This is a genomic window from Rohdeia mirabilis (assembly GCA_007750655.1).
Taxonomy (GTDB): Bacteria; Planctomycetota; UBA1135; order UBA1135.
Window position 1 is genome coordinate 2,844,545 of the sequence record CP036290.1, and the last position, 26,003, is coordinate 2,870,547.

Annotated in this window: 17 protein-coding genes and 1 tRNA gene; 8 read left to right on the forward strand and 10 right to left on the reverse strand. The window is 71.8% G+C overall.

Translation table 11 applies throughout. From position 1 onward, the window contains the following. The first annotated feature begins 163 nt into the window (after positions 1 to 163). Both gluQRS and Pla163_RS10610 read left to right on the forward strand, forming a co-directional pair. Positions 164 to 1,192, forward strand: a complete 1,029-nt coding sequence (gene gluQRS, locus Pla163_RS10605) for a tRNA glutamyl-Q(34) synthetase GluQRS (RefSeq protein ID WP_419185808.1) — start codon at positions 164 to 166, stop codon at positions 1,190 to 1,192. 36 nt (positions 1,193 to 1,228) lie between these two features. Beyond that, positions 1,229 to 1,304 (forward strand) — tRNA-Asn (locus Pla163_RS10610). A gap of 186 nt (positions 1,305 to 1,490) precedes the next feature. Here Pla163_RS10610 and Pla163_RS10615 read toward each other — a convergent pair. Then, on the reverse strand, positions 1,491 to 2,078 hold the full coding sequence (locus tag Pla163_RS10615) for an aspartyl/asparaginyl beta-hydroxylase domain-containing protein (protein ID WP_145187686.1): 588 nt from the start codon (positions 2,076 to 2,078) through the stop codon (positions 1,491 to 1,493). 757 nt (positions 2,079 to 2,835) lie between these two features. On the opposite strand from Pla163_RS10615, the gene Pla163_RS10620 reads away from it, so the two are divergent. After that, positions 2,836 to 4,131, forward strand: a complete 1,296-nt coding sequence (locus tag Pla163_RS10620; RefSeq protein WP_419185809.1) for an efflux RND transporter periplasmic adaptor subunit — start codon at positions 2,836 to 2,838, stop codon at positions 4,129 to 4,131. Beyond that, positions 4,128 to 7,211, forward strand: coding sequence for an efflux RND transporter permease subunit (locus Pla163_RS10625; protein ID WP_145187692.1), 3,084 nt, complete (start codon positions 4,128 to 4,130; stop codon positions 7,209 to 7,211). Before Pla163_RS10620 ends, Pla163_RS10625 begins: the two co-directional genes overlap by 4 nt. Positions 7,212 to 7,221: 10 nt before the next feature. Here Pla163_RS10625 and Pla163_RS10630 read toward each other — a convergent pair whose 3' ends face one another. Genes Pla163_RS10630 through Pla163_RS10660 form a run of 7 tightly spaced genes read right to left on the reverse strand, consistent with a single transcriptional unit; the run spans position 7,222 to position 14,486 of the window. After that, the gene (locus Pla163_RS10630) at positions 7,222 to 8,667 is read right to left on the reverse strand and encodes a hypothetical protein (RefSeq protein WP_145187695.1); all 1,446 of its coding nucleotides are present in this window, start codon (positions 8,665 to 8,667) and stop codon (positions 7,222 to 7,224) included. Further along, the gene (locus tag Pla163_RS10635; RefSeq protein ID WP_145187698.1) at positions 8,664 to 9,473 is read right to left on the reverse strand and encodes a hypothetical protein; all 810 of its coding nucleotides are present in this window, start codon (positions 9,471 to 9,473) and stop codon (positions 8,664 to 8,666) included. The genes Pla163_RS10630 and Pla163_RS10635 overlap by 4 nt, the downstream gene beginning before the upstream one ends. Beyond that, the gene (locus Pla163_RS10640; RefSeq protein ID WP_145187701.1) at positions 9,470 to 10,531 is read right to left on the reverse strand and encodes a vWA domain-containing protein; all 1,062 of its coding nucleotides are present in this window, start codon (positions 10,529 to 10,531) and stop codon (positions 9,470 to 9,472) included. Before Pla163_RS10640 ends, Pla163_RS10635 begins: the two co-directional genes overlap by 4 nt. Continuing rightward, complete coding sequence (locus Pla163_RS10645; RefSeq protein ID WP_145187705.1) at positions 10,528 to 11,517, reverse strand: vWA domain-containing protein; 990 nt, start codon at positions 11,515 to 11,517, stop codon at positions 10,528 to 10,530. The genes Pla163_RS10640 and Pla163_RS10645 overlap by 4 nt, the downstream gene beginning before the upstream one ends. A gap of 8 nt (positions 11,518 to 11,525) precedes the next feature. Then, positions 11,526 to 12,503 (reverse strand): hypothetical protein, encoded by a 978-nt coding sequence (locus Pla163_RS10650; protein ID WP_145187708.1) that lies wholly within the window; start codon positions 12,501 to 12,503, stop codon positions 11,526 to 11,528. 5 nt (positions 12,504 to 12,508) lie between these two features. Beyond that, positions 12,509 to 13,435, reverse strand: coding sequence for a DUF58 domain-containing protein (locus Pla163_RS10655; protein ID WP_145187711.1), 927 nt, complete (start codon positions 13,433 to 13,435; stop codon positions 12,509 to 12,511). Positions 13,436 to 13,445: 10 nt separating this feature from the next. Further along, a complete protein-coding gene (locus Pla163_RS10660; protein ID WP_145187714.1) occupies positions 13,446 to 14,486 on the reverse strand; it encodes an AAA family ATPase in 1,041 nt (346 codons plus the stop codon). A 105-nt stretch (positions 14,487 to 14,591) separates the two neighbouring features. Between Pla163_RS10660 and Pla163_RS10665 the strand changes: the two genes are divergently transcribed. Both Pla163_RS10665 and Pla163_RS10670 read left to right on the forward strand, forming a co-directional pair. Beyond that, entirely contained in the window at positions 14,592 to 16,841 is a 2,250-nt protein-coding gene (locus tag Pla163_RS10665; RefSeq protein ID WP_145187717.1) for a hypothetical protein, read from the forward strand. A gap of 404 nt (positions 16,842 to 17,245) precedes the next feature. Continuing rightward, positions 17,246 to 18,412 carry a hypothetical protein gene (locus Pla163_RS10670; RefSeq protein ID WP_145187720.1) on the forward strand — a complete coding sequence of 389 codons (1,167 nt, stop codon included), beginning with the start codon at positions 17,246 to 17,248 and terminating at the stop codon, positions 18,410 to 18,412. Positions 18,413 to 18,449: 37 nt separating this feature from the next. On the opposite strand, the gene Pla163_RS10675 is transcribed toward Pla163_RS10670, so the two are convergent. Next, on the reverse strand, positions 18,450 to 19,472 hold the full coding sequence (locus tag Pla163_RS10675; RefSeq protein ID WP_419185810.1) for a C39 family peptidase: 1,023 nt from the start codon (positions 19,470 to 19,472) through the stop codon (positions 18,450 to 18,452). Between the two features lie 407 nt (positions 19,473 to 19,879). Between Pla163_RS10675 and Pla163_RS10680 the strand changes: the two genes are divergently transcribed. Next, positions 19,880 to 21,628 (forward strand): YncE family protein, encoded by a 1,749-nt coding sequence (locus Pla163_RS10680; RefSeq protein WP_145187726.1) that lies wholly within the window; start codon positions 19,880 to 19,882, stop codon positions 21,626 to 21,628. A gap of 132 nt (positions 21,629 to 21,760) precedes the next feature. Then, positions 21,761 to 23,542 carry a hypothetical protein gene (locus Pla163_RS10685; protein ID WP_145187729.1) on the forward strand — a complete coding sequence of 594 codons (1,782 nt, stop codon included), beginning with the start codon at positions 21,761 to 21,763 and terminating at the stop codon, positions 23,540 to 23,542. 423 nt (positions 23,543 to 23,965) lie between these two features. Here the strand turns inward: Pla163_RS10685 and Pla163_RS10690 are convergent, their stop codons facing one another. Then, positions 23,966 to 25,624, reverse strand: a complete 1,659-nt coding sequence (locus Pla163_RS10690) for a cytochrome-c peroxidase (RefSeq protein ID WP_145187732.1) — start codon at positions 25,622 to 25,624, stop codon at positions 23,966 to 23,968. Positions 25,625 to 26,003 lie beyond the last annotated feature (379 nt).

Consider the following 26,003-nt stretch of genomic DNA (forward strand, 5'->3'; position numbering starts at 1 on the left):
CGTGTGTGCATCGTCGTTCGACCCATCGGGCAGCGCCCGCGACCCCCTTCGGCGGGACGGCGAACGCGCAGCGGGGACGAACCCCGCCGGGAAGTCTAGCCCGCCCACCGGCAGCGGCACCGGCCCCGAGCTGCCTGGAACCGGTGCCTCGAGCGCGGCGGGAGTGGGCGCGCCGCCCGCCGGCGCCTCGCCGACGACGCGCCTGGCCCCGAGCCCGACCGGCCTCCTGCACCTGGGCCACGCGCGCAGCTTCCTGGCCGCCTGGTGGGTCGCGCGCGCGCGCGGCGGTCGCGTGCGGCTGCGGATCGAGGACCTGGACCGCGGCCGCAGCCGGCCCGAGTGGGACGACGCCGCGCGCGCCGATCTCGAGTGGCTCGGACTCGACTGGGACGGTCCCGTCCTCGTGCAGTCGACGGATCTCGCTCCGTACCACTCAGCGATCGATCAGTTGCTCCGAGCGGGCGCCGCGTTCGCCTGCGTCTGCACCCGTCGCGAGCTGCTCGAAGCCCTCGATGCCCCGCACGCCACGGGCGACGAAGTCCCCTACGCCGGCACCTGCCGCGACCGGTACCAGGACCCCGCCGCCGCCGAGCGGGCGAGCGGGCGCGCTGCCGGAGTGCGCTTTCGCGTGCCACCCGGCCCGCGCGAGATCGTCGACCAGATCCACGGATCGGTGATCGCGAACCCCGCGGCCGAGTGCGGCGATTTCCTCGTGCTGCGCCGGGATGGCGCCATCGCCTACCAGCTGGCGGTGGTGGTGGACGACGCGCGCCAGGGTGTCGACCTCGTGGTGCGCGGGGAGGATCTCCTTCCGAGCAGTGCCCGCCAGGAGCTGCTCCAGGACGCGCTCGGTCTCGCGCGGCCCAGCTGGTGCCACGTCCCCCTGGTCCTGGACTCCGAGGGCGAGAGGCTGTCCAAGCGCGCCGGATCCCCGCCCCTGGCCGAGCTGCGCGCGAACGGCGTCGATCCGCGCCGCGTCGTCGGTTGGGCCGCGGCGAGTCTGGGCCTCGTCACGGACGAGCGCGCACCCGACGAGGGCCTCGACGCCGCCGGCTGGATCCCCCACCTGCGACTCGACCGCATCGCGCGCGATCCCGTCCGGATCGACTCCAGCAGCTTCGGTCCCGCGGCCGAACCAGAGCGTGGTCGCTCGGACCCCGCAGGCGGGTCCGACACCACATGGTCGGCTTGACAGCGCCGCTGCGGCAGCTATCTTTCTGGCCCGTGTTCCTCGGTAGCTCAGTTGGTAGAGCGCGCGGCTGTTAACCGCTAGGTCGTAGGTTCGAGTCCTACCCGAGGAGCCACCTTTCAACGCTCGGCCGCGATCCATCGATCGCGCCGGGCGTTTCTCGTTGCGGAGCGGGCTTGCGCAGCGGGTTCGTGGAGCCGAGTACCGGAGCCTGGTCCGTGGCCCCACCGTCAGAATTCGCGGGCAGACCTTGCGGCCAGACCTCACGGCCAGCCCTCGCGCGGCCCGCATCGAGCGTCGCTCAGCCCGCGCCGCCGCCGGCGGTGAAGAAGCGCGGATCGGCGGTGCGCGTCACGCTGCGCGAGTAGGCCAACTCGTCCGGCTCGAGCCAGAAGTCGACCAACATCACGTCGCGCTTCGCCGTGCCGAAGTTGGCCGTCTCGTGGTCGATCAGGCCTTCGAAGACCGTGACCTCGCCGGTGGTCCAGGTGTGCTGCGCGTCGCCGAGCCGGAAGCCGCAGTTGGCCGGCACGTCGAGCGCGAGGTGGGCGCGCAGCTGGGTGTCCGGCTTGAGGTCCACGTGCGGAGCGATGCGACAGCCGGCCTCCATCCGCGAGAAGCCGGCCGAGTGGATCGACGGGTTGGCGGCAAGGAACTCCATCGTCCGCGGACAGCGCCGCTGATGCTCGTCGGCCGCGTACTGCAGGCTCTGCGGCGCAGCGGACATGAAGAGGATGAACAGCGTCCAGTCACCGGAGTAGGCACTGGTGTCGGGCCAGGGGGCCCAGGCCTCGGGCTCGAGCGCCTCGTACTCCGCGCGGATGATCGGGTAGGCCGCCTTCAGGCGTCGCAGGACGGCGAATCGGTTCGGGTCGAGCAGCAAGGACATGACGGGTCACCTGATCGGGCACGGGCTCCCGTCGGTTCGGACCTCGCGGTCAGGACCGCAGGTCCGAGTGCCGCGAGTCTGAGGGCTGACGCGCTTCCTCGCCAGGTTTCCCGTGGATCGCGCTGTGGCAGGCGCGGCCCGCGGGCGCGGGGGGAGCTGGAGACAGTGGCGCCGGAGACGCTGACGCCGGAGACGCTGGCGCCGGAGACGCTGGCGCCGGAGACGCTGGCGCCGGAGACACCGGCCGTTGTGACGCCGACCGTCGCGACCGAGCCCTTCCGTCGGCCCGCCGACCGTCGCCGTTCCAACCGCTCCGAGGGACCTCGTCGCGGCGCCGACCTTCGCGCTGGGACGCGCGCCCCCTCGATCCGCTCCCTGGGCCTGCTGGACCAGCGCGCCGCCACGGCGGCCGTCGTCCGAGGACGGCGCGAACGCCTCCGATCGGCCAGCTGCGGGACTCCCGCGGAGGGGCGCCTGCCGCGGGCCCTTTCACGCGGCTCCGAGCTCCCGTGCTCGGGCTAGGGTCTTGGGCGTCGGCGAGCACCCGGCCCGACCCGCGATCGACGCGTCCGACCCAACGGTCGACGAGCGCGTGACGGCCCGGGAAGTGGCACCATCGCGCGCGGAGAATCGCGCCACCGGCCGACTCTGCCCCGCAGGGCCTCTCGAAGACCCTCGCCCTGCGAAGCCCCTCGATTCCTCGCGCCGAAGCGGGCGGCACCGTCGACCACGCGCCCCCCCTCCCCTCGCAACGCCAGTGCCCCGATCGCTCCTCACCACGCTCGTCGTCCTGGCCGTCCTGGTCGGTCTCGGCCTCCTGTTCCAGCAGCGCTTCGAGGCCCTCGATCCGGGCGCTCCGGGGACGGCCGCCCAGCGCTCGGCGGTGCCCGTCGAGGTCGGAGCGATCGAGCGCGGCGACCTGGTGCTGCGGCGCACGTTCAGCGGCACCCTCGAACCAGCGGCCGAGTTCACGGCCGCGTCGAAGATCGCTGGCCGCCTGAAGCGACTCGAGGTCGAACTCGGCGAGTCCGTCGCGCGCGGCCAAGTGGTCGCGCGCATCGACGATGCCGAGTTCGTGCAGGACGTCCGCCGCGTCGAAGCCGACCTCGCCGTCGCGCGCGCGAGTCGTTCGGAAGCGGCGAGCGCCCTCGAGATCGCACGCCGCGCCCTGGAGCGCGCGCGCTCGCTCGGCGAGGAAGGGCTGGCGTCGGCCTCGCAGCTCGATGCCGCGCTGGCCTCGGAACTGGCGGCCTCCGCGCGGCTCGAAGTCACCGACGCCGGCATCGAACGCGCCGAAGCCGCACTCGAGTCCGTGCACCTGCGACTGGCCGACACGTTGGTCACCGCGAACTGGGACGGGGACGACGAGGAACGGGTGGTCGCCGCGCGCTATCTGGACGAAGGCGGCAACGTGGCCGCGAACGCGCCGCTCCTTTCGATCGTCAGGCTGGATCCACTCGTGTGCGTGGTCGACGTTCCAGAACGGGACTACGCGCGACTCGCGGTCGGCCAGAAGGCCCAGCTCGTCGCGGACGGCTATCCCGACGATCGCTTCGAAGGGCGGGTCGAGCGCATCGCCCCCGTCTTCCGCAGTTCGACCCGCCAGGCGCGCGTCGAGCTGCTCGTCGCGAACACCGACCTGCGCCTCAAGCCGGGCATGTTCGTGCGCGCGACCTTGGAACTCGAGACGGTCGAGGACGTCCTCAGCGCCCCCGCCGACGCGCTCACCGAACGCAGCGGCGACGTCGGACTCTTCGCGCTCGACGGGGCGACGTCCACCGTGCGCTGGATCCCGGTCGACGTCGGCATCCGCACGGGGAACCGCGTCGAGCTGCGCGTCGCGGACGGTGCGCTCGACGCGGGCGACGAGGTCGTGACGCTGGGGCAGGAGCTGTGCGAGCAAGGTGCCGCGGTCGCCGTGCGCCAGCGCCGCACCGACGCCCGGACATCGGGCGCGGTCGAACGCCCGACGCCACGGCCCTCGACGACGCCGGACCCGACGCCGGACGCCGCGACCGACTCCCCCGGCGCGACGCCTCCGCCCGCCCGATGAACCTCGCTCGTTCCAGCGTCGCGCGGCCGGTCTTCACGACCATGGCCACGCTGATCGTGGTGGTGCTGGGCATCGTCGCCCTCGACCGCCTGCGCATCGACCTGTTGCCGGCGGTCGAACTTCCGACCGTCTCGGTGCGAACCGAGCTCGAAGGCGCCAGTCCGGAGGTGGTCGAACGCCTCGTCACCCAGATCATCGAGGAGGTGATCGCGACGGTGCCGGGAGTCGAGGAGATCAGCTCGGAGTCGTCCGAGGGCAGCAGCACGGTCCGCGCGCGCTTCGTGTGGGGCACCGACCTCGACGCCGCGTCGATCGAACTGCAGGCCCAGATCGAGGGCGAGATCGACGAGTTGCCCGAGGACGTGGGCCGGCCGCGCGTGTCGAAGTTCGACGTCGCCAGCTTCCCCGTCGTCATCCTCGGCATCGCGAGCGACCTCGACCCCGTCGAGCTCACCCGCCTGGTCGAGGAACAGGTGCGCTACCGCTTCGCGCGCGTTCCGGGCGTGGCCCAGGTCGACGTGTGGGGCGGCTTCAACCGCGAGGTGCGGATCGAGCTCGACCCCGCGCGGATCAACGCCCTCGGACTGCCGCTCGACACGGTCCTCCAGGCGGTGCGCGACGCCAACCTCGACCGCCCCGCCGGACGCCTCGAGGAGGGACGCTACGAGATCACGCTGCGCGCGCCGGCCGAGTTCGTCGACCTCGAGGAGATCCGCGACACCGTGGTGCTCAGTCGCGGCGACACGGTCGTCACCCTGCGGCAGGTGGCCGAGGTCGTCGACACGTACGAGCGACTCACCCGACTGGTGCGCGTCGACGGTCAGCGCGGCATGCGCGTCGCGATCCGCAAGCAGGCCGACGCGAACACCGTCGAAGTCTCCAAACGGATCCTCGATCAGATCGAGTCGGTGAACGCGGCCTATCCGCAGCTGCACGTCGTGCCGGTCTCGAACCAGGGCAACTTCATCGAGCGCTCGATCTCGAACGTCGCGCGCTCGGTGCTCTACGGCGGCGGACTCGCCGTCCTGGTGCTGTTGTTCTTCCTGCGCAACGTCCGCAGCACCGCGGTGATCTCGGTCGCGATCCCGATCTCGGTCGTCGGCACGTTCGCGTTGGTGTACCTGACCGGGATGACGCTGAACCTCATGACGCTCGGCGGACTCGCCCTCGGCGTGGGAATGATGGTGGACAGCTCGGTGGTCGTGCTCGAGAACATCTTCCGGCGCCGGGGCGAGCAGGGCGAGGCGATCGACGTGGCTGCGGTCGAAGGCACGAACGAGGTGGCGTCGGCGATCGTCGCCAGCACGCTCACCACCCTCGTGATCTTCCTGCCGCTGGCCTTCGTGCGCGGAGCGTCCGGCGTGCTGTTCGGCGAGCTGGCGGAGGTCATCGTGTTCGCGCTCGTCGTCGCGCTGCTCGTGGCCCTCAGCCTCGTCCCGATGCTCTCGTCGCGACTCCTGCGCGACAGCGACGGACGCGAGGGCGCGGAGTCGAACGCACTCTCGCGCGCGGCCGCGCGGGCCTTCGCGGGACTCGAGGGCGTCTACCGCCGGGCGCTCGACGTGGTCCTGCGCCGGCCCCTCGCGACCGTCGGCGGCGCCACCCTCGTCCTCGCGGCGAGCTGTTTCCTCGTCCCGTACATCGGCACCGAGTACCTGCCCCCGAGCGACGAGGGCGAGGTGCGCGTGACCGGCGAGATGGACATCGGTACGCGCCTCGACCTGGTGGATCGCCAAACACGCCAGCTCGAGGAACTCGTACTGCCCCAGGTGCCCGAGCTCGTGTCGTCCGTCGTGACGGTGGGTGCCAGCGGTCGCAATCCCGAGGCCTCTTCGCGCGGCGAGATCAGCATGACGCTCGTCCCCGTGCTGGAGCGGTCGCGTTCCAACGTGCAGATCGCCGACGAGCTGCGCGCCAGTCTCGCCGGTCAGGTCGCCGGCATGGTCGTCCGCACGCGCGGGCCCCAGGGTCAGTTCCTGCTCGAGCGCGTGCTCGACACCCAGGAAGGCATCGAGGTCGAGGTTCGCGGCTACGAACTCGAGACACTCGACGCGCTGGCGGCGGCCGCCGCGGAGGCGCTGGCCGAGGTGCCGGGCATCACCGACGTGGACGTGAGCCGCGACGCGGGAACGCCGCAGCAGCGGATCGCGATCGACCGCGCCAAGGTCGCCGACGTGGGACTGACGGTTCGCGACGTGTCCGATGCGCTACGCACCGCGGTGGCCGGTTCCAACGCCGGAGAGTACCGCGCCAGCGGCGACTCGTACCGCATCCTGCTCCAGCTCGCGGACGCGCCCCGACGCACGCTCGACGAAGTGCTCGACCTCACGCTCAGCACGCCGAGCGGCGAACCGGTCGCACTACGGAACCTGGTCACGACGGAGGCCGGGCGCGGCCCGCTCCTCATCGAACGCCGCAACCAGCAGCGTCTCGTCGTGGTCACCGCCGGTGTCGCCGGGCGTTCGACGGGCGAGGTGGCCACCGACGTCCAGGCGGCACTCGACCAGATCGCGCGGCCCAGCGGGTACGAGGTCGTCGTCGCCGGCTCGGTCGAGGAGCAGGAAGAGGCCTTCCGCGAACTGATCGTGTCGCTGCTCCTGGCCCTCGCGCTCGTCTACATGGTTCTCGCCTGCCAGTACGAGTCCCTGCGCGATCCGCTCGTGGTCATGGTCTCGGTCCCGGTCGCGGCGGCGGGCGTGTTCGTGACCCTCTTCCTGACGGCGACCACGTTCAACATCCAGACGTTCATCGGCTGCATCATGCTGGGCGGGATCGTGGTCAACAGCGCGATCCTCATCGTCGACCAGTCGAGTCGACTCGTCGCCAGCGGCCTCGACGTGAACGCTGCCGTCGCCGAGGCCGGTCGCCGCCGCCTGCGCCCCATCCTGATGACCACGTCGACGACGGTGTTGGCGCTGCTGCCGCTCGCGCTCGGGATCGGCGAGGGTGCCGACGCCCAGGCGCCGCTCGCGCGCACGGTCGTCGGCGGACTGGTCGGTTCGACGCTGCTGTCGCTCTTCCTCGTGCCCGCCGTCTACCGCCTGTTCCACCGCGAGGGCGCGACCGCGGCGAAGGGCTGATCGACGCCGTCTATCTGGTCCCCGCGTCCGCCCCGGCGAGTGCGCGCCGCACCGCGTCGAGCAACGCCTCGCCGCCGTCGGGAACACGGGCGCCACTGAAGCGCGCCGCCGTCGCCGCGCCGAGTCCGTCCTCGACACGTTGCGCCAACTCCACTTCCACGCCAGCGCCGACGAGAGCCAGCGCGACGCCGTGCCCCTGCTCGGCGGCGGCCGGAAGATCGAGGCGCGTGCGCACGTAGGCCCCGAGCGCGGGCCAGGCGCCGTTCGCCGCGCGCGCGGCCTCGTCCGCCGCGAGAACGCGCGGATCGACGGGCGTGCGCCGCGAGCGTGCACGCGCGACCAGAACACCCGCGACGACCAACAGCCCGAAGGCGGCGACGGCCAACAGCGCGAACGGTCCGTCGTCGTCGCCCGCCGGTTCCGAACCGTGGTGCTCCGCAGGCACCTCTGCGTCCCGTGCTCCCGGCACGTCGGCTCCGCCCGCTCCGTTCGGTCCCGGCAGCACGACCGGCATCTGGACCGAGGCCGCGAGCGTGCGGTAGCCGGCACCGGGCTCGAACAAGTCGAGCTCGAACTCGAGTGGACGCCGCGGCCCGGCTGCGACGGCGACGAACTCGTAGGTCAGCTCGAGTGCGTCGCTCTCCGTCCGTGCACGCACGCCGAGGAAATGGACGTCCGTGTCGTCCACGGGCCTCGGAGGCGCGCGACGCACCAGGTCGAGATTGCGCTCACCGACGACGCGCAGACCGACCTCGAACTTCGCGTCCACCTCCACTTCGCCGGGCCGCACGTCGCCCCCTTCCAGCTCGAACGCCCCCACCACGCCCTCGAAGCCGAGCGGCGCGCCATCCGTCGGCAACGGGCGCAGCAGCGGTCGCCACGCGGCGTCCGCGCGCACCAGGACGGCGCGCCGATCGAGGGGCACCCGCTCGCCGAACAGGTCCGTTCGAAAGTGGTCGGCCACAGCGAGCTCGGCGCGCGGCGCGAGGTCTGCGAGTGCAGCGGGCCCGTCGGCGCGCAGCTCGAGTTCGACCGCGAAGACCGCCCACGTCGCGCCGTCCAACTCGCGATCCGCGTCGCGTCGCGCCGACGCCGTGACGCCGTCGAGCGCGATCGACAGGCGCGCCTCGTCGCTCTCGCTCGGCAGTCGCACGAGCTCGCCACCGTCGGCCCGACCGTCCAGGCCGACGGCGTCCCCGACGCCCGTCCACACGAGCGCCGGAACGTCGAGTACGCGCAGGGACGGCGCGATCACTCGTTCGTCCAGGAACGACCGCTCGACGAGCAGCTCGAGACGCAGCGTGAACGGCTCGAACACGAACGGTTCGGCCGGATCCAAGGAGGCCAGCAACCGCACGTGCTCGTTCTCCGCGCTCGCGCCGCCGGGTCCGGGGTCCTGTGTCGCCACGCCGGTCCAGAGCCACAGCGCACAGAGCATCGAGATCACGTCGCTCACCAGTCCTTCTCCACATCGGTGCCCGTCGACCGCCGCCGCTGTGCGCGCGCGTCGAGCTTGTCCTGTTCGGCTCGCACGAGCGCCTCCAGCAGTTGCGCGAGTTCGTCGTCGCCGAGTGCCCCCAGCGGTGCGCGCGCGGTATCGGTGGCAGCGTCCTCGCCCGTCGCGGGTGCGGTCCCCGAGCCGTCGTCGGTCGGTACCAGCTGGACGTTCGGCGTGCCGTCCGCGGCGACCACGGACGCCGCGGGCTCGGCGGCGTCGCGCTCGCGCGTCCAGCGTTCGCTGCGCGCGGCCATGCGCTCGACGTTGCGCGCCGCGGCCGACCACCCGCCGCGCACGAGCACCGCGGACGCGAACGCCGCCTGCGCCTCGTTCGCGAGCGCGATGGCGGCGTCGAAGGCGAACGGCTCGGCCTCGGGTCCCTCGGCCTGCGCGCGGGCGCGGTCCGCGCGCCGCGCCCGAACCGCTCCGATCACGAGCCACCCGTCCGCGACGCGCGCGCGATCGTCCGCGGCCACGAGTTCGCGTGCGACGGACTCCGCGGTCGCCAGTTCGTCCGCACGCAGAGCGGCCAACGCGCGATCGTGCAGGAGGTCCAGGTGGTCGCTCCGGCGCTCGGGTGCCACGAGATCGAGCGCCTGCTCGAGCAGGGCGGACGCGGCGGTCGCGCGCCCGGCCTCGAGTTCCGCCGCGCCCCGCGCGTGGAGATCGAGCACCGCGCCCCGCTGCGCACAGCCCGTGAGCACGAGCAGCGCCAAGAGCGTTCCCCGCTGCGCCCAGGAGGGCACCTTCGCAGCCCGGCTCATCGCACGACCTCCAGACCCGACACGACCATCCGTGAAGGTCCTCCGTGCGCTCGGCCCAAGAGGAGGCACGCGAGCCCCGCGCCGAGGAACCACTGGAATCGGACCGGACGTTCGCGCCGCTCCCGATCGCCGAGATCCGCGCGCGCGAGATCGGCCAGCGGCCCGTTCGCGAGCGCTCGACCCGCGCTGCCGCGCTCGGACTCGACGAACCGCAGCGAACTGCCGGCGGCGCCCGCGCGCACCAGGCTCTCGAGCGACGTCCGCCCGAGCGCCGTGACCACCTCGACGCCGTCGCGATCGCGGACGAAGCCGGTGCCGTCCGCGTTCGGGATCTTCGCACCGCGCTCGGACCCGACGCCGATCACGTGCACCGCGACTTCGCGTTCGGCGAGACGCTCGGCCACCTCGCGCCCAGAGCCGCCGTGGTCCTCGCCGTCGGTCACCAGGACGACGGCCGCGGGCCGGGACGCTTCGGCCTCGGCGTCGTCGTCCCCGTCGCGCCTCGACGCGAGGACGTTCGCGGCGACCTCGAGTGCTGCTCCGAGGTCGGTACCGCCCGCGAGGTCGTCGTCCGTGTCGAGCGCTCGCAGCGACTCGAGCAACGAACGGGCGTCGGTGGTGGGTGCCGCGACCAATCGCGCGTCGCCGGCGAACGCCACCAACGCGATGCGGTCGTTCGCAGCCCGCTCGACGAGCGTCTCGAGCTCGCTGCGCGCCGCCGCCAATCGGTGGGGCCGCACGTCCTGCGCCCCCATCGAACGGGACACGTCGAGGCACAGCACGAGGTCGATGCCGCGCTCCTCGATCGGAACCACGGGCCGGCCGAAGCGCGGGTCGGCCGCGGCGACCACGCAGGCTGCGAGACCGACGAGCGCGAACGCACGCGCGGCGGCGCTGCGACCGCGCGGCGGCGCGAAGGCGAGCGACGCCCGCCCGAAGTCGCGCACGCGCCGCGCCGCCGCTCGGTGGTCGAGCCAGCGCAGGAGCACGAATGCCACCGGCACGAAGGCCAGAGCGCTCAGTCGCACCGGGTGCTCGAACACCTCGACGACGCTCACGGACGCACCTCGAGGACGGTCGTGGAGAGAACGCGCGCGAGTCCTAGCAGGGCCAGGCCGACCGCCACGAACGCCGCGTAGCGTTCGCGCAGGTCGAACCGCGGCGACGTCAACTCGACGCGCTCGAGCCGGTCGATCGCCGCGAACGCCGCTGCGAGTCCGTCGCGGTCGTTCGCTCGGAAGAAGCTCCCGCTGGTGTGCGCAGCGAGGTCGCGCAGGTCGCGTTCCTCGAGTTGGACGTCGGGCCCGCCGCTGCCCACGACGATGGTGTGCACGCGCACGTCCAGCGTGCGGGCGAGGCGCGCCGCGTCGCGCGGCGTCACGCCGAGGCCACCGTCGACGGCCACGTTCTCGATCCCGTCCGACAACAGGACGACCACGCGCGACGGGGCACCGCGAGAGGCCAACAGCTCCGCCGCGCGCCCCACCGCGAGCCCGATGCCCGTCGCGTCCTCGTCGCTCTGCGCTTCGACCGTTCGCAGCGTTCCGAGCGCTTCGACGAGGGCGGCTTCGTCGAGGGTCGGCGGCGTCACGACGTCCACGAAGCGAGCGAAGCGCAGCAGCGCGATCCGGTCGTCGCTGCGGGCGCGCGCGAAGTTCCGGGCCGTGTCGACGGCCACCTCGAGGCGTGTGCGGTCCGGATCCAGATCGCGCTCGGTCATCGACGACGAGACGTCGAGACAGATGGCGATGTCGACGCCGCGTTCGACCACCGGACGCGGGATACGCTCGACGGGTCGCGCGAGGGCGATCGCGATCGAAGCGACGCCCAGGACGCGCACCACTCCTGGAACGCCGACGAGTCGCGCCCGCACCCCGCGCGGAAGTGGCGTGGTCCGTTCGCCAGGAAGCAGCGCGTTCGCTGCTCCGACTCGCAGCGCCGAGGGACGGACGCGCGCGCGCCAGACGGCGTGGGCGAGCGCGACGAACAGCACGGGCACGAGCAGGACCGGGTCCACGAGGTAGAACCCGAAAGTCGACTCCATCCAGGCGTTCACGCGGCGCCTCCGGCCGTGGGCGCGTGCTCCGTCGGGCCAGTGCTGCGCTCGAGCAGCTGCACGGCGGCGCGCGCGCGCTCGACGCGGCTGGCGCGCTCGCGCGGTCCGTCGCTCGCGCGCGCGAAACGCACCCTGTCGACGGCGCGGCCCACTCCGACGAGCTCGCGCACGACGTCCGGCGCGCCGTGGCGTTCCAGTGCACTGGCCACCTCGTCGACGGTGCTCTCGGCGAACGACACGCCGCAGACGAGCCCGAGAGCTTCGCGCGCGGTGGACCACAGCTCGCCGTTCCACTGCGCGGCGGCGCTCGGGTCCAGGTCCTGCGCGGCGCGCTCGCCCAGGCGTTCGAGTCGCCCGACGAGCGCTGCGACCGCGGCCGCGTGCTCGGCCGCCCGACGCGCGGCCCGTTCGGTCCGGGCGTCGCGGTCCTGGCGGCGCGCGACGAGTCGCGTTCGCACCCGCGCCAGGCCGGCGATCGAGACGAAGAGGACACACAGCAGCGCGAGCGCGGTCCAGACCATCGAACGCCGCGCCGGTCCGCGCGGAGCGAGCGGCACCTCGAGCGCGCCGTCGTCGACGGCGGTCAGTGAACTGCGCACGGTCAGCTCGAGCGGCTCGGCGCGCGCCTCGACCGCCCCACCGGTCGCGACGTCGCGCGCCACGAGCACCAGGTCGTCGAGGACGAGCGTACCGACGTCGAACGCGTGGGCGCGCAGTCGGCGCGTCTCGACCGTGCGGCCGCCCGAGAGATCGCGGCGGACATCGACCTCGACGACGCGCAGCGGTGCCAGGCGGCGCTCGCTGAAGGGTTCGGGCTCGAGGTCACCGCTCCAGCTGCGCGTCACCACCAACTCGAACGGCTCGCCCACCTCGACCGCGACCGTCGGTGCGCCGCGGACCGCGTAGGCGAGTCGCGCGTCGTCGTTCCGCGCGTGCCCCACACCGAGCACGACCGCGAGAACCCACGTGAGCACGGACGTCACCGCCGGGCCTCGCGCGTTCGGAAGAGTTCGAGCACCGGAGCCAGGAGCGCGTCCGGGTCGCGCTCGAACGGAATCGGGACCTCGACGTGATCGACGCCCGCGCGCCGACAGTCCTCGGCGAATCGAGCCGAGAGTCCGCGAGCGCGCCGCTCCCACTCGGCCCGGAACGCCGGCGTGTCCGCGTCGACGATCTCTGGGTGCGTGCCGTCGTTCCCGCCCAGGCGCACGAGCCCCCGCAGAACGCCCGGAGCGAGCTCGGCGGGCACGACGCGGATCGCGACCAGGTCGTGGCGCCGCGCGTGGGCCCGGAAGGCGGGCACGTCGAGCGGCTCGGTGAAGTCCGACAGGACGAAGACGAGCGAACGCCTCCGGGTCGCCCGTCGCACGCGTTCGAGGGCGCCGAGGTGCCCGACGGGGCGCTCGCCGTCGGTGTCCGCGGGTCGCAGCGCCAGGACGTCGCGCACGATTCGCAGGGCGTGCGAGGCACCGCGTCCGGGCGGAACCACGTGGGCGAAGCGCCGCCCGAAGTGCACCGCACCGACGCGATCGCCGCGGTCGTCGGCGGTGAGGGCGAGTGCGGCGCAGACGGCGGCCAGCGCGCGCCGCACGGACGTGGCGCCGATGCCGGTGTCGACGCTCGGCCCGACGTGCACGGCGAAGACGACGCCGCGGTCGCGCTCCTCCGAGAAGGTCTTCACGAACGGCCGACCGAGACGCGCGGTGACGTTCCAGTCGACGCTGCGCGGATCGTCGCCGAGCACGTACTCGCGCACCTGCTCGAACTCCTGGCCCGTCCCCTTGAACGCCGACGCGTAGCCGCCGGCCACCTGACTGCGGACGCGCCGACGCGACCAGGCGGCGATGCGACGCACCTCGGCCAGGACTTCGGCGAGCTCCTCTGCGTCGGGTTCGATGCGGCTCACGTCGCCCGCGTCAGGGAACGGGGACGGCTTCGAGCAGGCGCTCGAGAACTTGTTCGGAGGTGACGCCTTCGGCCTCGGCCTCGAACGTCGTCGTCAACCGGTGGCGCAGGACCGGGCGCGCGACCTGCTTGACGTCCTTTGGCAGGACGAAGCCGCGCCCGTCGAGGAACGCCGTCGCGCGCGCCGCCCGGACGAGCGCGATGCTCGCCCGGGGCGACGCTCCGTACTGGACGAGACCCGCGAGATCACGAAGCCCGACCGCGGCCGGATCCCGCGAAGCACGCACGAGGTCGACCACGTAGTCGCGCAGCACCGGATCGACGAAGATGTCGTCGAGCACGGCGCGCGCAGCGAGCAGATCCTGTGTCCGAGCGACGGTGCGCACGGTCGGTGTCCGCCGCGTCGCGCCCATGCGGTCGACGATGGCGCGCTCCTCGTCGCGCGTCGGATAGTCGACGACGATCTTGAGCAGGAAGCGATCGACCTGGGCCTCGGGCAGCGGGTAGGTCCCCTCCTGCTCGACCGGGTTCTGGGTCGCGAGGACGCAGAACGGATCCGGCAATGCGCGCGTCTCACCCGCCAACGAGACCTGCCGCTCCTCCATCGCCTCGAGCAGCGCGGACTGGACCTTGGCCGGTGCGCGGTTGATCTCGTCGGCCAACAGGACGTTCGCGAAGACGGGGCCCTCGCGCACCGACCAGGTCGACTCCGCCGCGTCGAACACCTCGGTGCCCACGAGGTCGGAGGGCAGGAGATCGGGCGTGAACTGGATACGGCGGAAGGTGCCACCGAGCGTGCGGGCGAGCGACTTCACCGTGAGGGTCTTCGCCAGGCCCGGCAGGCCCTCGAGCAGCACGTGGCCGTCGGCGAGCAGACCGACCAACAGGCCGTCGACCAGCGCGCGTTGACCGACGAGCACGCTCTCGAGTTCGCGAACCACGTCCGCGAGGAACGCGCCGCGCTCCTGGATGCGCGCCGTCACCGCGGCGACGTCGGTCGAGACGTGTCCCTCCCCGGCTCGATCGGTCGGAGCGTGTCGCGCGTCTTCCATGGGGAAGAAGTCTACTGAGCGACTCCCTCGTCGGCTCGCACCGGCTATGCGAAGATCCTGGCCGGATCCACTGGCCAGACCACCGTCCGAGACCTCCATCCGCCCATGCTTCGAAACCGTAACCGTCGTGCTCTCCTGACGCTCGCGATCGCCCTCACCGGCCTCGTCCTGGAGCCGCGAACGACCGCACAGGATCGAGCCGGCGCCGAGGACGCGAACGGCTCGAGCCCTGCGGCCCAGGACGGTGGCGCGACCCCGGCTCCGAACGGCGCGGCGGGCGGGCTGACGCGCGAGCAGATGTGGTACGCGCCGACCGCGACGGACTGGGCGAAGCCGGTGCTGATCGAATGGCAGCGCACGTGGGAGGACGCGCGCGCTCTGTCGCTCGCGACCAATCGCCCGATCCTCGTGTGCGTGAACATGGACGGTGAGATCGCCAGCGAGCACTACGCCGGCATCCGCTACCGCCAGCCGGAGATCGCGGCCCTGTACGAACCGTACGTGTGCGTGATCGCGTCGACCTACCGGCACAACCCGCGCGACTACGACGAGGCCGGCAACCGGATCCCGTGCCCGCGCTTCGGGACCGTGACCTGCGGTGAGCACATCTGGATCGAGCCGATCCTCTACGAGAAGTTCCTCGACGGTCAGCGCGTGGCACCGCGCCACATCATGGTCGAGCTCGACGGGAGCGAGTCCTACGACGTCTTCTACGCCTTCGACACGCAGTCCGTGTTCGACACCATCGAACGCGGCATCACCGAACGCGAGGACGCGCCTCCGATCGTCGAACGCGGCGACCGCTCGCTGGTGGAGCGCGTCGGGAGCCCCGACAGCGCCGACCGCCAGTTGGTGGAGTCCGCCTACCTCTCGGGCCCGGCCGACCTGCGCCAGGCCCTGCTCGACGCCACGCGGAACGCCGGCGCGGACGCGTCGCTCGACCTCTTGCGACTCGGGATCCACGACCTCGATCCGAAGCTGGCCCAGGCGGCGCGCGAGCGACTGGCCCAGGCCGAGTCGGCCGACGCGATCGGACTCATCAACCTGTCCCTGCGCGCCGCACTGGACTCGGACGAGCGTCGCGCGTTGATCGGCGCCCTCGAACGGCTCGGTGAGCAGTCGCCCCAGGCGCGCTTGCTGGCAGCGGTCCATCGCGGACTCGACGAGACGCGCACGACCATCGACGTCGACGCCTGGCGCACGGCGGCCCGTTCGTCGCGCCGGACCATGAGCCCCGAGGACCTCGGCGCACTGGCGCGCGCGGCGGAGGCGACGGACGCCGAGGCCCAGCTCGAACTGGCGGAGGCGTCGCTCGAACTGGCCTACGACGAGAGCCGCCCGCGCGAGTTCCGAACCCTCCTGGCCGAGGACGCGCGCGCGGCACTCGAGCGCGCCGTCACCGCGGGCGCGACCGGTTGGCGCGTGGACGCGGCACGTGCGCTGGCCGCCCACCGACTCGGTGAACGCGAACTGGCCCTCGAGTCGGCGCGCGCGGCCGTCGAGAAGTTGCCCGCCGGCGATACGCGCTGGAGTGCGAGTGCCGTGCTCGCCATCCACGCCGACGCCCTGAGGCGCGCGATCGACCGCGCCGTCCGCCGTGGCGAACCCTTCGACGAACAGTGGCTCGCCGACTACCACGCAGCGAGCGCGGTCCTGATCGCCCACCCCGGTGCGACCGAGGACATCGCGCTCGCGCACTACGACTTCCTGTGGCGACTGGGTGCGTTCGCACCGGCCGGGCAGGTGCTGCGCGCCGCACTCGCGCGCTATCCCGATTCGTTCGCGGTGCACGCGCGCTTCCGCGGTCACGTGTTCGAGGAGCGCGGCGCCGCGGGGTTGGAACCGGCCTACGACCGGCTCGTCGCGACCGATCCGAGTCCGGTCCTCGAGTGGTACCGCGCCTTCGCGCGCCTCACCGCGGCCGAGTCCTTCCGACGGACGCGCGACACCGCTGCTGCGATCGGCGCCTACGAGCGTGCGGAAGCGGGCTTCTCGCGCGCGGCCCAGCTCGAACCCGCACGCCAGGGGTCGAGCGACCACTACGCCGCCCTCGCCCTCGCGGGTCGCGCGCGACTGGCCCTCGAGGCCGGGGAACTCGAGCGCTCGACCGAACTCCTCGTCGCGGCGCTCGAGCGGGCGCCGGGGGCCGCGGGCAGCTTGGACGGCCTCAACCTCTCGCCGTCGGACACCTCGCGCACCCTGCGAGCGGCGCTCGAGGCCGCCGAGCGAACGGACCTCGTGGAGCGGCTCGACGCGGCACTGGCCACGATCGACCCGGCACTGCTCGAGCTGCCCGCCTACGAACGCCCCCAGCGGCCGGCTCCACGCCGTGATCGCGGAGAGCGCGACCGCTGAGGGTCGCACCGGCCGACCGCCCGCCACCACGGTCGCTCGCGCGGACCTGGATCACCCTCGAAGAGCCGCAGTGCAACCACGCCGGAGAACCGCGGCGACCGACCGCCCACGCCGCCGGCGTGTTCGTTCGCGGTGTGGCGACGAACTTCGACACTTCTGGAGCGATGCTGCGGGGCCTTGGTGCGCTATGTGATGGCGCACGTGCGGCCCGGGTGTCCCCACTCGCCGCCCCAGAGCCGCATCCGAACCGATACCGCCAGCGACTCCTCTTCCCGGGACGCCCGACGGGTCGATTCACCTCTCGGTTGCTGACCGCGGCTCCTTCCAGGGCCCCGACCTTGCCGTTCTCGCGCCACGCGTCGCCTCTCTCGACTCTCGCATCGACCACTTTGGACCAGCCCTCCATGCGCTCCACGACCACCGCCGCCGCTCTCCTCGTCGCCCTCGCGACCTGCGCGAGCGCCCACGCCAGCCACGCGGACCCCGCGCGCTCCACCGCGAGCCTCGCCGTCGGCACCACCAGCCACATCACCGATGAATTGGTCGTGCACTGGAAAGGGCACCCGACCGACGTAGCCACCATCACCGAAGTGCTTGGTGAAGAGGTCGGCCGGATCGCCGCCCGCTGGGCTCTGATCGCGGACGAACGCGACGCGAACGTGCACCTGACCGACGACGGTCGGGTGCTCTTGTTCACCCACAGCCAGCGCTCGGAGGTGAAGAAGGAACTCGAGCTGGTCCACGACACCCTCGAGCTCGTCGACGAGCAGCTGCCCGCGCGGCCGCCGGCCCAGGTCGACCCACAGGACGAGACCGTCTCGCGCATGCCCGACCCCACGGACGAAGGCACGCTGGTCCTGCTCCAGGCGGCGGACGAGGAGGAGTACCTCGTGCTGCTCGACGAGGCCACCAGCTCCGAGCCCTACCTGAAGGAATGGCGGTCGTCGGCGCGCCGCCTCGCCGGCTTCACGTTGACGCAGCCGCTCGTGGCCATGTGGATCGAGTCGCTCGACGGCCAGGAGGAGTGGGACATCCGCAACGAGCTCGTCCACCGGCTCGCCCACCTCGCCATCGCCCGGCGTTTCGGCGAGCTGCCCTACTGGCTGCAGATGGGCCTCAACTGGCACTTCGAGGAGGAGCTGCTGAGCGGCATCTACTGCTTCCCGTACCGCAGCCAGTTCGTCTTCGCCACCGAGCACTCGTCGTGGCCCTCGGATCTCGCCAAGGACTTCCGCAACCACAAGGGTCCGTACTTCGAGGAACTGGCCGGTTGGCGCCGTGGGAGCTACCAGGGGCCGCAGGCGCGCCAGGCCTTCGGGTTCGCGCGCTTCCTCCTGACGCACCACCGCGACGAGACGCCGCAGCTCCTCGCCAATCTGTTCCACCTGCGCGCCACACGCGGCGTCGTCGTCCGCGCGGACGGAGGCTGGGAGCTGATCCCCGGCTGGGAGGCCGAGCCCGAACTCCAGGCCCAGGTCTTCGAGGACCTGCTCGGCGACGACGTGCTCGAACAGGCGAAGCTCTACTTCGAGAAGGGCAAGCGCTACAAGAAGCCCAAGCACAAGAGCTGACGGTCGCGCGCCCCTCGAGCGCTCGCGAGAAGTCGACTCAGCGCGGCTCGAACACGTAGGCCGTCCCCCCGCGAGCGAGCCAGACCTGCTCGAGCTCCGCGCGCGCGTAGACCGCTCGACCCCGTTCGCCATCGATGGCGGCGGGGTCGTTCACCAGGAGGTCGCCCGCCGCGTCGAAGCCGCGCAGGACGATCAGGTGGCCAGTCGTCCTCGAGTACGGCGCACCGGTCAGCTGTCCGGGCTCGACGCCGATGCTGACGACGAGCGGGAGCCCGCGCTCGAAGCAGGACCGGACGGCGCTCCAGTCGTCGAAACGCTCGAGGTGCCCGGCGACGCCGTAGGTCCAAGCGGTCTGGACGTTGCGCGGCCAGTTGCCGTAGATGTCGTGTCGCGGGTCGTAGGCGCGACGGGCCACGTCGTCGACCGCGGCCTCGACGCCGTGGAACTGCAGCACCATGGCGACCGAGGTCGGACTGCAGATCCGCCCGGCGATCCCGGGGTCCTCGGCGCGCTGGCTGTGGAACGGCACGTCGAGCTCGATCGGCAGGGAAGCGATGCGCGGACGAGCGACCGCAGCGACGGGCACGCGCCCCACGGAGAGGCACAGCGTCGCGCGGCGCACGGCGACGGTCGCGCGCGGTGGGTCCACAGCACCGCTGCCCGGACCGTCCTCGCGCAACAGGCCGTCCTCGCGCAACAGGCCGTCCTCGCGCATCAGGCCGTCCTCGCGCATCAAGCCGATCACGCGCATCTGAGCCGCGTCGAGATCGACGTCCGCGCGCACCATGTCCGTCGCCACACGCCCCCCGTCGAACTCGGTCACACGCGGCCGGACCGCATCGGTCACGAGACGTTCGTCACCCCATTCGCCGACGGAGAGCCAGGGCGACCACAGCTCGTCGCTCTCCCGTCGCACGCGCAACTCGACGAGAGCGTGCGCTCCATCGGGAACGTCGAGATTCCAGCTCGGCAGCACCTCGCGGAACGGCGACTCGACCACGATCGCCTCGAAGGTCTCGAGCGAGACGCGCGCGGTGCCCGCCGTATCCGCGCTCCGCAACGTCGAACGCTCGACTCGTTCGAGGTCCAGGCGGACGAGGCGGTGATGGTCACGAGGTACCGGCACGGGAGCGAATCCCCGTTCCGACGGGTCGTTCCCCGCGCCCGCCACGCCCGCGGCTCCTGCGGAGTTCGGCGGAGACTCACAGCCGGTCGCGAGGACGGAGAGCAGGCACGCGAACCAGCGGCAGTCGAAAGGGCGGCGGCGGGCTCCCAGCATCGGCAGAGGGTAGCGCGGCCCTGCCATTGGAAGTGCCGAGCATCAAGGCCCTTAGGCGAAGACCTCGGCGCCCACCCCACATGCGGGAAGTCGAGGCGCAAATAGCCGCTAAGATCCTAGCTTCTTCCAGCCCGGGGTGCGTCCACCCTGGGAATCCCATGCCGTCGGCGTCTCCAAGAGCTGCCGCGGTGACGAGTTCCACCCTCTCGATCCTCGCCATGCACCCCTCTTCGTTCTACGCCGTGCTCGCACTGGCGCTGGCGCCCTCGGCCGCCCTCGCCGGTGGCGGTTCCCTGCCCAACTCCGACGGCTGGGCCGCCGTGACCTGTGGCACCCGTTCGATCTACCCCGTGGCCGAGCGCTACACCTTCGGTCTGATCGACGTCAACGCGCCCGTCTTCGGTGCGAGCCACTACAACGCGCCGATGTTCCACGACGCGAGCTGGACCGTCGACCAGATCGGCAACGTCTTCGGCGTCACCTGGGACAACGACCGCGACATCTACGTCACCGCCTCGAGCAACATCGAGGGCTACGCCGTGACCGGGACGCTCCCCGACGCCCTGTGGCGCTACGGCTCGATCGGGGGCGGTGCGAACTCCGTCGCCGCCGCCGGCACGGTCTACAAGATCGACGGCCAGACGGGTGCGGTCAGCGTCTTCGCGCAGCTGCCCCAGCAGTCGGCCGTGATCAAGTCGGTCAACTACGGCACGCGCGTGACCGGACCGGGCCTCGGCAACATCGCCTACGACACCAACCACGACCAGTTCTTCGTCACCAACGACGAGGACGGAACGATCTACCGCATCGACGCCACCGGCACGGTGCAGAGTTCGTTCGACCCGCTCGGTGCCGACGACGGTAGCGCCGGCTTCGCGCCGCGCGGCGAGCGCCTGTGGGGCATCGGCCTCATCAACGGACGCGTCTACTACTCGGTCTGGCCCGCGGAGGACGCGCAGCCGACCGTGCGCTCGGTCGAGCTGAACGCCGGTGAGTTCGTTCCCGCCAGCGACCGCCTCGAGCTGACCGCTTCGTTCGTCAACGTCGGCCACCCGATCTCGGACATCGAGTTCTCGGCCGATGGCCGCATGCTCGTCGGCCAGCGCACGATGGCCTCGTTCGACAACTTCGGCCTCACCTACTCCGAGCTGGACGTCTACAACCACCGTTCCTCCACGGCCGTGTTCGAGCTGAACGGCGGCGTGTGGTCGGAAGTGCGCGACTGGGGCATCTCGGTGCTCGGTGGCAACACCCCCGAGTCCTACGGCGGAACCGACTGGGCCGACCTGGATGGCGTCAACGACGTGGTCTGGTCGTCCGCGGCCGACATGCTGACCACCTCGGGCGGCTCGCACGGCATCTGCGGCATCCGCTACGTCGACATGTCCGTCGACCCCAGCGCGGCGCCGATGCCGATCTCGCCGATCCGCTACGACCCGAACGCGACCGGCGACCCGAAAGGACTCGGCGGCGACATCGCCGTCATCGGTCGCACCCGCCCGCCCTGCACGGGTCTGTTCGTCGCCCCGTCGGTGGACACGAACTACCCCTCGTGCAACCACTTCACCGATGCCGACCTCACGGGAGGCCTCCCGAAGATCGGAGAGAAGTGGTGCTGGGACATGCAGTCGATCCACCCGAACACGGCCTACTGGCTGTACGGCTCGATCGGCAAGCCCGGCCAGCCCTACTCGCTGTTCGGCACCTGCGACATCTGGCCGGACCTCTTCGCGCTGATCAGCTTCGCGACCGGCTCCACCGACGCGAACGGCAACCGCAGCGCGTGCATCCTGATCCCGAACGATCCCACGCTCATCGGCCTCAGCGTCACGATGCAGGCTCGTCTGTGCGATCCGACCTACGTGGGTGACAAGCCGATCGCCGGCGTCCCGGACTTCTTCTCGAACGCCATCTGCATCACGGTGGGCTGCCCCTGATGCTCTGAGTCGACGGGCCAGCGCGCGACCGGCGAAGCGCCGGTGACGCGACGGGACGCGGGGCGTCGACCGAGAGGTCGGCGCCCCGCTCCCGTTCGGATCCAGTGAGCTCTTTGGGCGTAGGATCGGGCCATGCAGATCCTCGGAATCGGAAGCGGCGCGTTCGCACGGACCATGGCGGTTGCGGTGGTCATGGTGTCTTCGCGGACGCCCGACGCTCTGGCGCACGCAGTGGAGCAGGACGCGGTCGAAGAGGTTGCGGTGGAAGTGGACGCATCGGGCGCGCTCGAGTCGACGGCGGGCGTCTACCTCGTCGTGACGATCGGACTCGATACGCTCGCAGGTCCCGACGAAGCCGAGATCTATCGGGCGACCGCGCGCCGCGCCGCGGACTTCCACGGCGGCGTGTACGTTCCGCTCGAACGCGACGGTGCGGACGCGATCGACGAGATCGACGCGCCGCCGACCGAGTCGGAGGCCACGCTCGAAGCCATCGCGCTGCTCCGACGGACCTGCGCCGCTGCGACCGCACGCCACGAGACCGTGACCGACCTCCTGGTGGTAGTGCCGCCGGAACGGCTCGACGCAGGTCTGCACAGGCGTGTCCTCGCGTTCTCCCACGATCTCGACGCGGACCCGTTCTGCGACCTGCGCCTGGGCTACCTGACCGCGTCGGATCCGACGCGTCTCGCCGCACTGTGGGACGCCGTCGAGACCGCTCAGCGCCAAGGACTTCCATCGAAGCGCTGGATGGGTGCATTCGTGACGTCGCAGATGGCGTCGACGACCTACGCGAACCATCTACCCGAGATCGCACGGGTGGCCGGCTACTCGGGCGCGAGCTTGGCGTTCTCCTGCGTGGAGTCCGACCCGCGCGTACTGGAGTTCGTCGACGCGCACCTCTCCGAACTCGAAGGCACGGGCGTCCTCTCGCTGACGGGCAACGGCGACCCGCAGGGGATCTGGCTCTTCGACGGACAGCGCAACATGGATCGCTCGCTGCACTGGCCGTACGCGCCCGGGCGCGTCGGCGAGGATCCGCAGGGTCGGATGCCGCGCCTGATGGCGTCGACCGTGCGCGAACTCGACCTCGCCGGGGCGGTGGTGTGGAGCGGCACCTGCCACAGCGCCGTGCCGCTGCGAGCCTGGGTCGAGGGCGACATCGTCTCCACCTTCGGTCGCGTGGACGCGCCGACCCGCCACCTGATGGCCAAGGACGAGAGCCTGTGCCTGGCGATCCTCGACGCGGGTGCGGTGGCGCTGATCGCACCGATCGGCGCCAACCACGGCATGGCGGTCGACCGCGAGCAGGAGCACGCGTTGCGCCACGGGGCCGCACTCGGCGATGCCGTCCGCTCCACCTACGTCGACCTGGTGCTCGCGCGCGGTTCGCGACCGGTGCTCGGCGTTCCCGGAGGCACGGTCGCCGAAACGGAGGCCTGGGAGCGCGAACCCGTGATGGCGGGCGGCGGCGCGAATCGCATCCTGATCGGCGATCCACGACTGCGCCCGTTCGCGGCGACGCCCCACCCGAGCGAGCGGGTCCGGATCGAGACGGCTGCGAGGGCGACAGGCGCGCCCGCGTTGGTCCACACGGTCGACGTGGAATGGGATCCGGGCTTCCACGCGGACGCCTGGGACATGTACGGCGACGATCGCACCGCGGACTGGTGCGTGCGCACGCGCCTCGAGTTCGACCCCCTCGAACTCCCGCTCGCTGCACACGTGGCGATCGTCGACTTCGCCGCGACCCGTTCGAGCGACGGCGCGAGCCTCCCCTATCGCGCGACGCGCGCCATGGTCGAGCACCACGACGGACGCGCGTTCCTCCACCTCGTCGCGAACGCACCGCGTGCGGGTCTCGAGTACGAGGGCGTGCACGCGCGCTTCGTGGTCGAGGTGACGCGCCCCTGAGACGAGGTCAGCTGCACGGTGGCGCCGAAGCTGGCACGCACCACCTCGAGCCGGCAGACCGACACCCGTGAGCTCCGTGGCTGGTGGACCGCTCGCGACGCGCACTCGCTCTGCAATGGGCTCGGAACGTCCGTTCCACGGCGCCGACGTTCCGCCGAGTCACCGTGGAACGCGCGGGGCCGCCCGCCTCGCTCGAGACGGACGGCCCCTCTCGGACCGCGGTTCACCGATCGAGCGAACGCGCTAGTGGTGTGATTCGCTCTGTTGAGGCATTTCGGCGTTCCGTACGGGATGCGATGCAAGGCGCGCCGACGACTCGCCCCCGCTTCCATGAGAACCGGGCTGTGAGTCTCGGAGGAGGCGCAACGCAGCAGCGCGCCCGTACGGGACGATGGAAATGCCCCAAGAGAGCGAATCACACCACTAGTAGAGGCTGAAGAGGGCCGCTTCCGTCGCAGCCAGCAGTCCGCCCGGTGCGCCCGCGTCGATGACGAACCACTGGGCGTAGAGACGCAGGCCCGGAACGTTGAGCCCGCGCAGGTCGAACGTCCGACTCAGGTAGCCCGCGCCCGCGCCGGTCCCGACGAGGTTGCCCGCGGGAACCACGACGAGTCCGGGGCCGAGAGCCAGGTACGCGGTCGCGCCCGCCACGTCGATCCCGAACGGCGAGGTCGCCAGATCGGCGGCGAGCAGCGCCGGAGCACCACCCACTCCACCGGCGATGCCGATGGTCAGGTTGGGGTTGGCGATGGCCGGCGGCTCGAGAGCCACCATGTGCGGCGCCACGCCACCGGTTCCCGCCGATGCCGTCCCGAAGAGCGTCGGCATGCGCTGATCCTCGCGCGCCAGCAGCGGACGCTCGAACGGTCCGGTCTCGTTCGTGGCGCGCGGATCCGTCAACGGGCGACCGAGGAAGGCGATCAGCGCGTTCTTCTGCTGCTGCGTCAGGTTCAGCGGCTGGATGAGCGGATCCTTGTTCGGCCCGTTGAAGTCTCCACCGCGGTCGTAGAAGTCGACCACGTCGGCCAACGTCGCGAACTGTCCCGTGTGCATGTACGGCGCGCGATCCGCGACGTTGCGCAGGGTCGGGACCTTGAAGCGACCGCGATCCGCAGGCACACCGGTGACCTCGAAGCGACCGAGATCCTCGCCCTGCGGGCGCAGGCCGATGTAGCGGAAGGTGTCGTTCGTGAGGCGATTGCCGGCGTGGCAGGCGGCGCAGTTCAACTGGCCGAAGAGCTGGAAGCCCTGGTTCTCGAGCGGCGTCAGCCCCTGGCCCGTCGCGAGGAACGTGTCCAGCGGCGTCTGGGTCGGCACCAACGTGCGCTCGTAGGCGGCGATCGCCATCGCGATGCGTACAGGCGTGACCTCGGCGGTGCCGAAGACCTCGCCGAACAGCGCGGGGTAGCTGCGATCGGCGATCCAGGCGTCGAGGTCGGCCGGTACGCCGGGTGAGAGAGCGAGCGGCTCGCTCAGCGCGATGCGCGCCGCCACGTCGCTCCAGTCGCGTCCGACGTGCCCCATCTCCGCGGTACTGGTGGGCGGTCCGAGGACCTGGGCCTCGAGCGCCGCGCCGTTCGCGATCACGGTCTGACCGGTGAGCGGATCCACCAGCGCCGTACCCGCACGCCCGTCCCAGAACTGCCGGGGCGAGTAGGCCGCCCCGACCGTCGACGGAGCCTTGCGGCGCGTCACCTGCGCGTCGAGGCCGAACGTGGTCTCGAACACGTAGGTTCCGTCCCAGGCGCTCAGCACGACGCCCGGCGAAGCGGTCACGTCGTCGGGCGTCCCGTAGACACCGTCCGCGCCGGGGTTCGTGCTCGTGTGGTCACCGATCACGCTGCGCGGGTCGCTGCCGCCGGCCGACGAGAAGTGGCACGAACCGCAGGCGGTCATCCGCGTGGACGACAGCTGCTCGTCCCAGAACAGCGCGCGCCCCAGGTCCACCTTGGCCGGCGTGGTCGGGTTCAGCGCGGGCGCGACCGGGTTCTGCAACGGCTGCAGCGGCGGGGGCGGCGGCGGTCCGCCCTGGGCCAGGACGGGAGCGACGGGGAGCAGGAGTGCGATGATGAACGTGCGCATGACGAGAGTGCTTCGCAACGGGTGCTTGGGGGGCGACTGGACGCGGGTCGGGGCTCGACGGCAGCGGGAACCAGCGGTGGGAGGTCCGCCCGTCGACCGGCGCTACCTGGAGTTTGACGCGCGGTCGCAGCCGCTGGCAGGGCGCGGTAGGCGAGCAGCGCGGTGCTGTTGCGAACGGTCGTAGGGGCTCTCGGGCGGGAGCATCTGACGGACTCGTCATCCGCGTGGTGCGCTCGAGGTCCGGTGCCGAGTCTCACCGAGTCTTGACTCGACGTGCGACGCGCCGGGCGGCACGGTGTGGGACGCGATCGGCACCCCGCCGCACCGGCACCATGTGGCGCGCTCCCAGGCGCCGACGTCCTCCGACACCGACGCACTC

Coding starts and splice junctions, on each gene's coding strand:
- Pla163_RS10690 (WP_145187732.1), bottom strand. CDS start 25,624: ATGCGCACGTTCATCATCGCACTCCTGCTCCCCGTCGCTCCCGTCCTG.
- Pla163_RS10625 (WP_145187692.1), top strand. CDS start 4,128: ATGAACCTCGCTCGTTCCAGCGTCGCGCGGCCGGTCTTCACGACCATG.
- Pla163_RS10615 (WP_145187686.1), bottom strand. CDS start 2,078: ATGTCCTTGCTGCTCGACCCGAACCGATTCGCCGTCCTGCGACGCCTG.
- Pla163_RS10635 (WP_145187698.1), bottom strand. CDS start 9,473: ATGAGCCGGGCTGCGAAGGTGCCCTCCTGGGCGCAGCGGGGAACGCTC.
- Pla163_RS10660 (WP_145187714.1), bottom strand. CDS start 14,486: ATGGAAGACGCGCGACACGCTCCGACCGATCGAGCCGGGGAGGGACAC.
- Pla163_RS10645 (WP_145187705.1), bottom strand. CDS start 11,517: ATGGAGTCGACTTTCGGGTTCTACCTCGTGGACCCGGTCCTGCTCGTG.
- Pla163_RS10670 (WP_145187720.1), top strand. CDS start 17,246: ATGCGCTCCACGACCACCGCCGCCGCTCTCCTCGTCGCCCTCGCGACC.
- Pla163_RS10665 (WP_145187717.1), top strand. CDS start 14,592: ATGCTTCGAAACCGTAACCGTCGTGCTCTCCTGACGCTCGCGATCGCC.
- Pla163_RS10685 (WP_145187729.1), top strand. CDS start 21,761: ATGCAGATCCTCGGAATCGGAAGCGGCGCGTTCGCACGGACCATGGCG.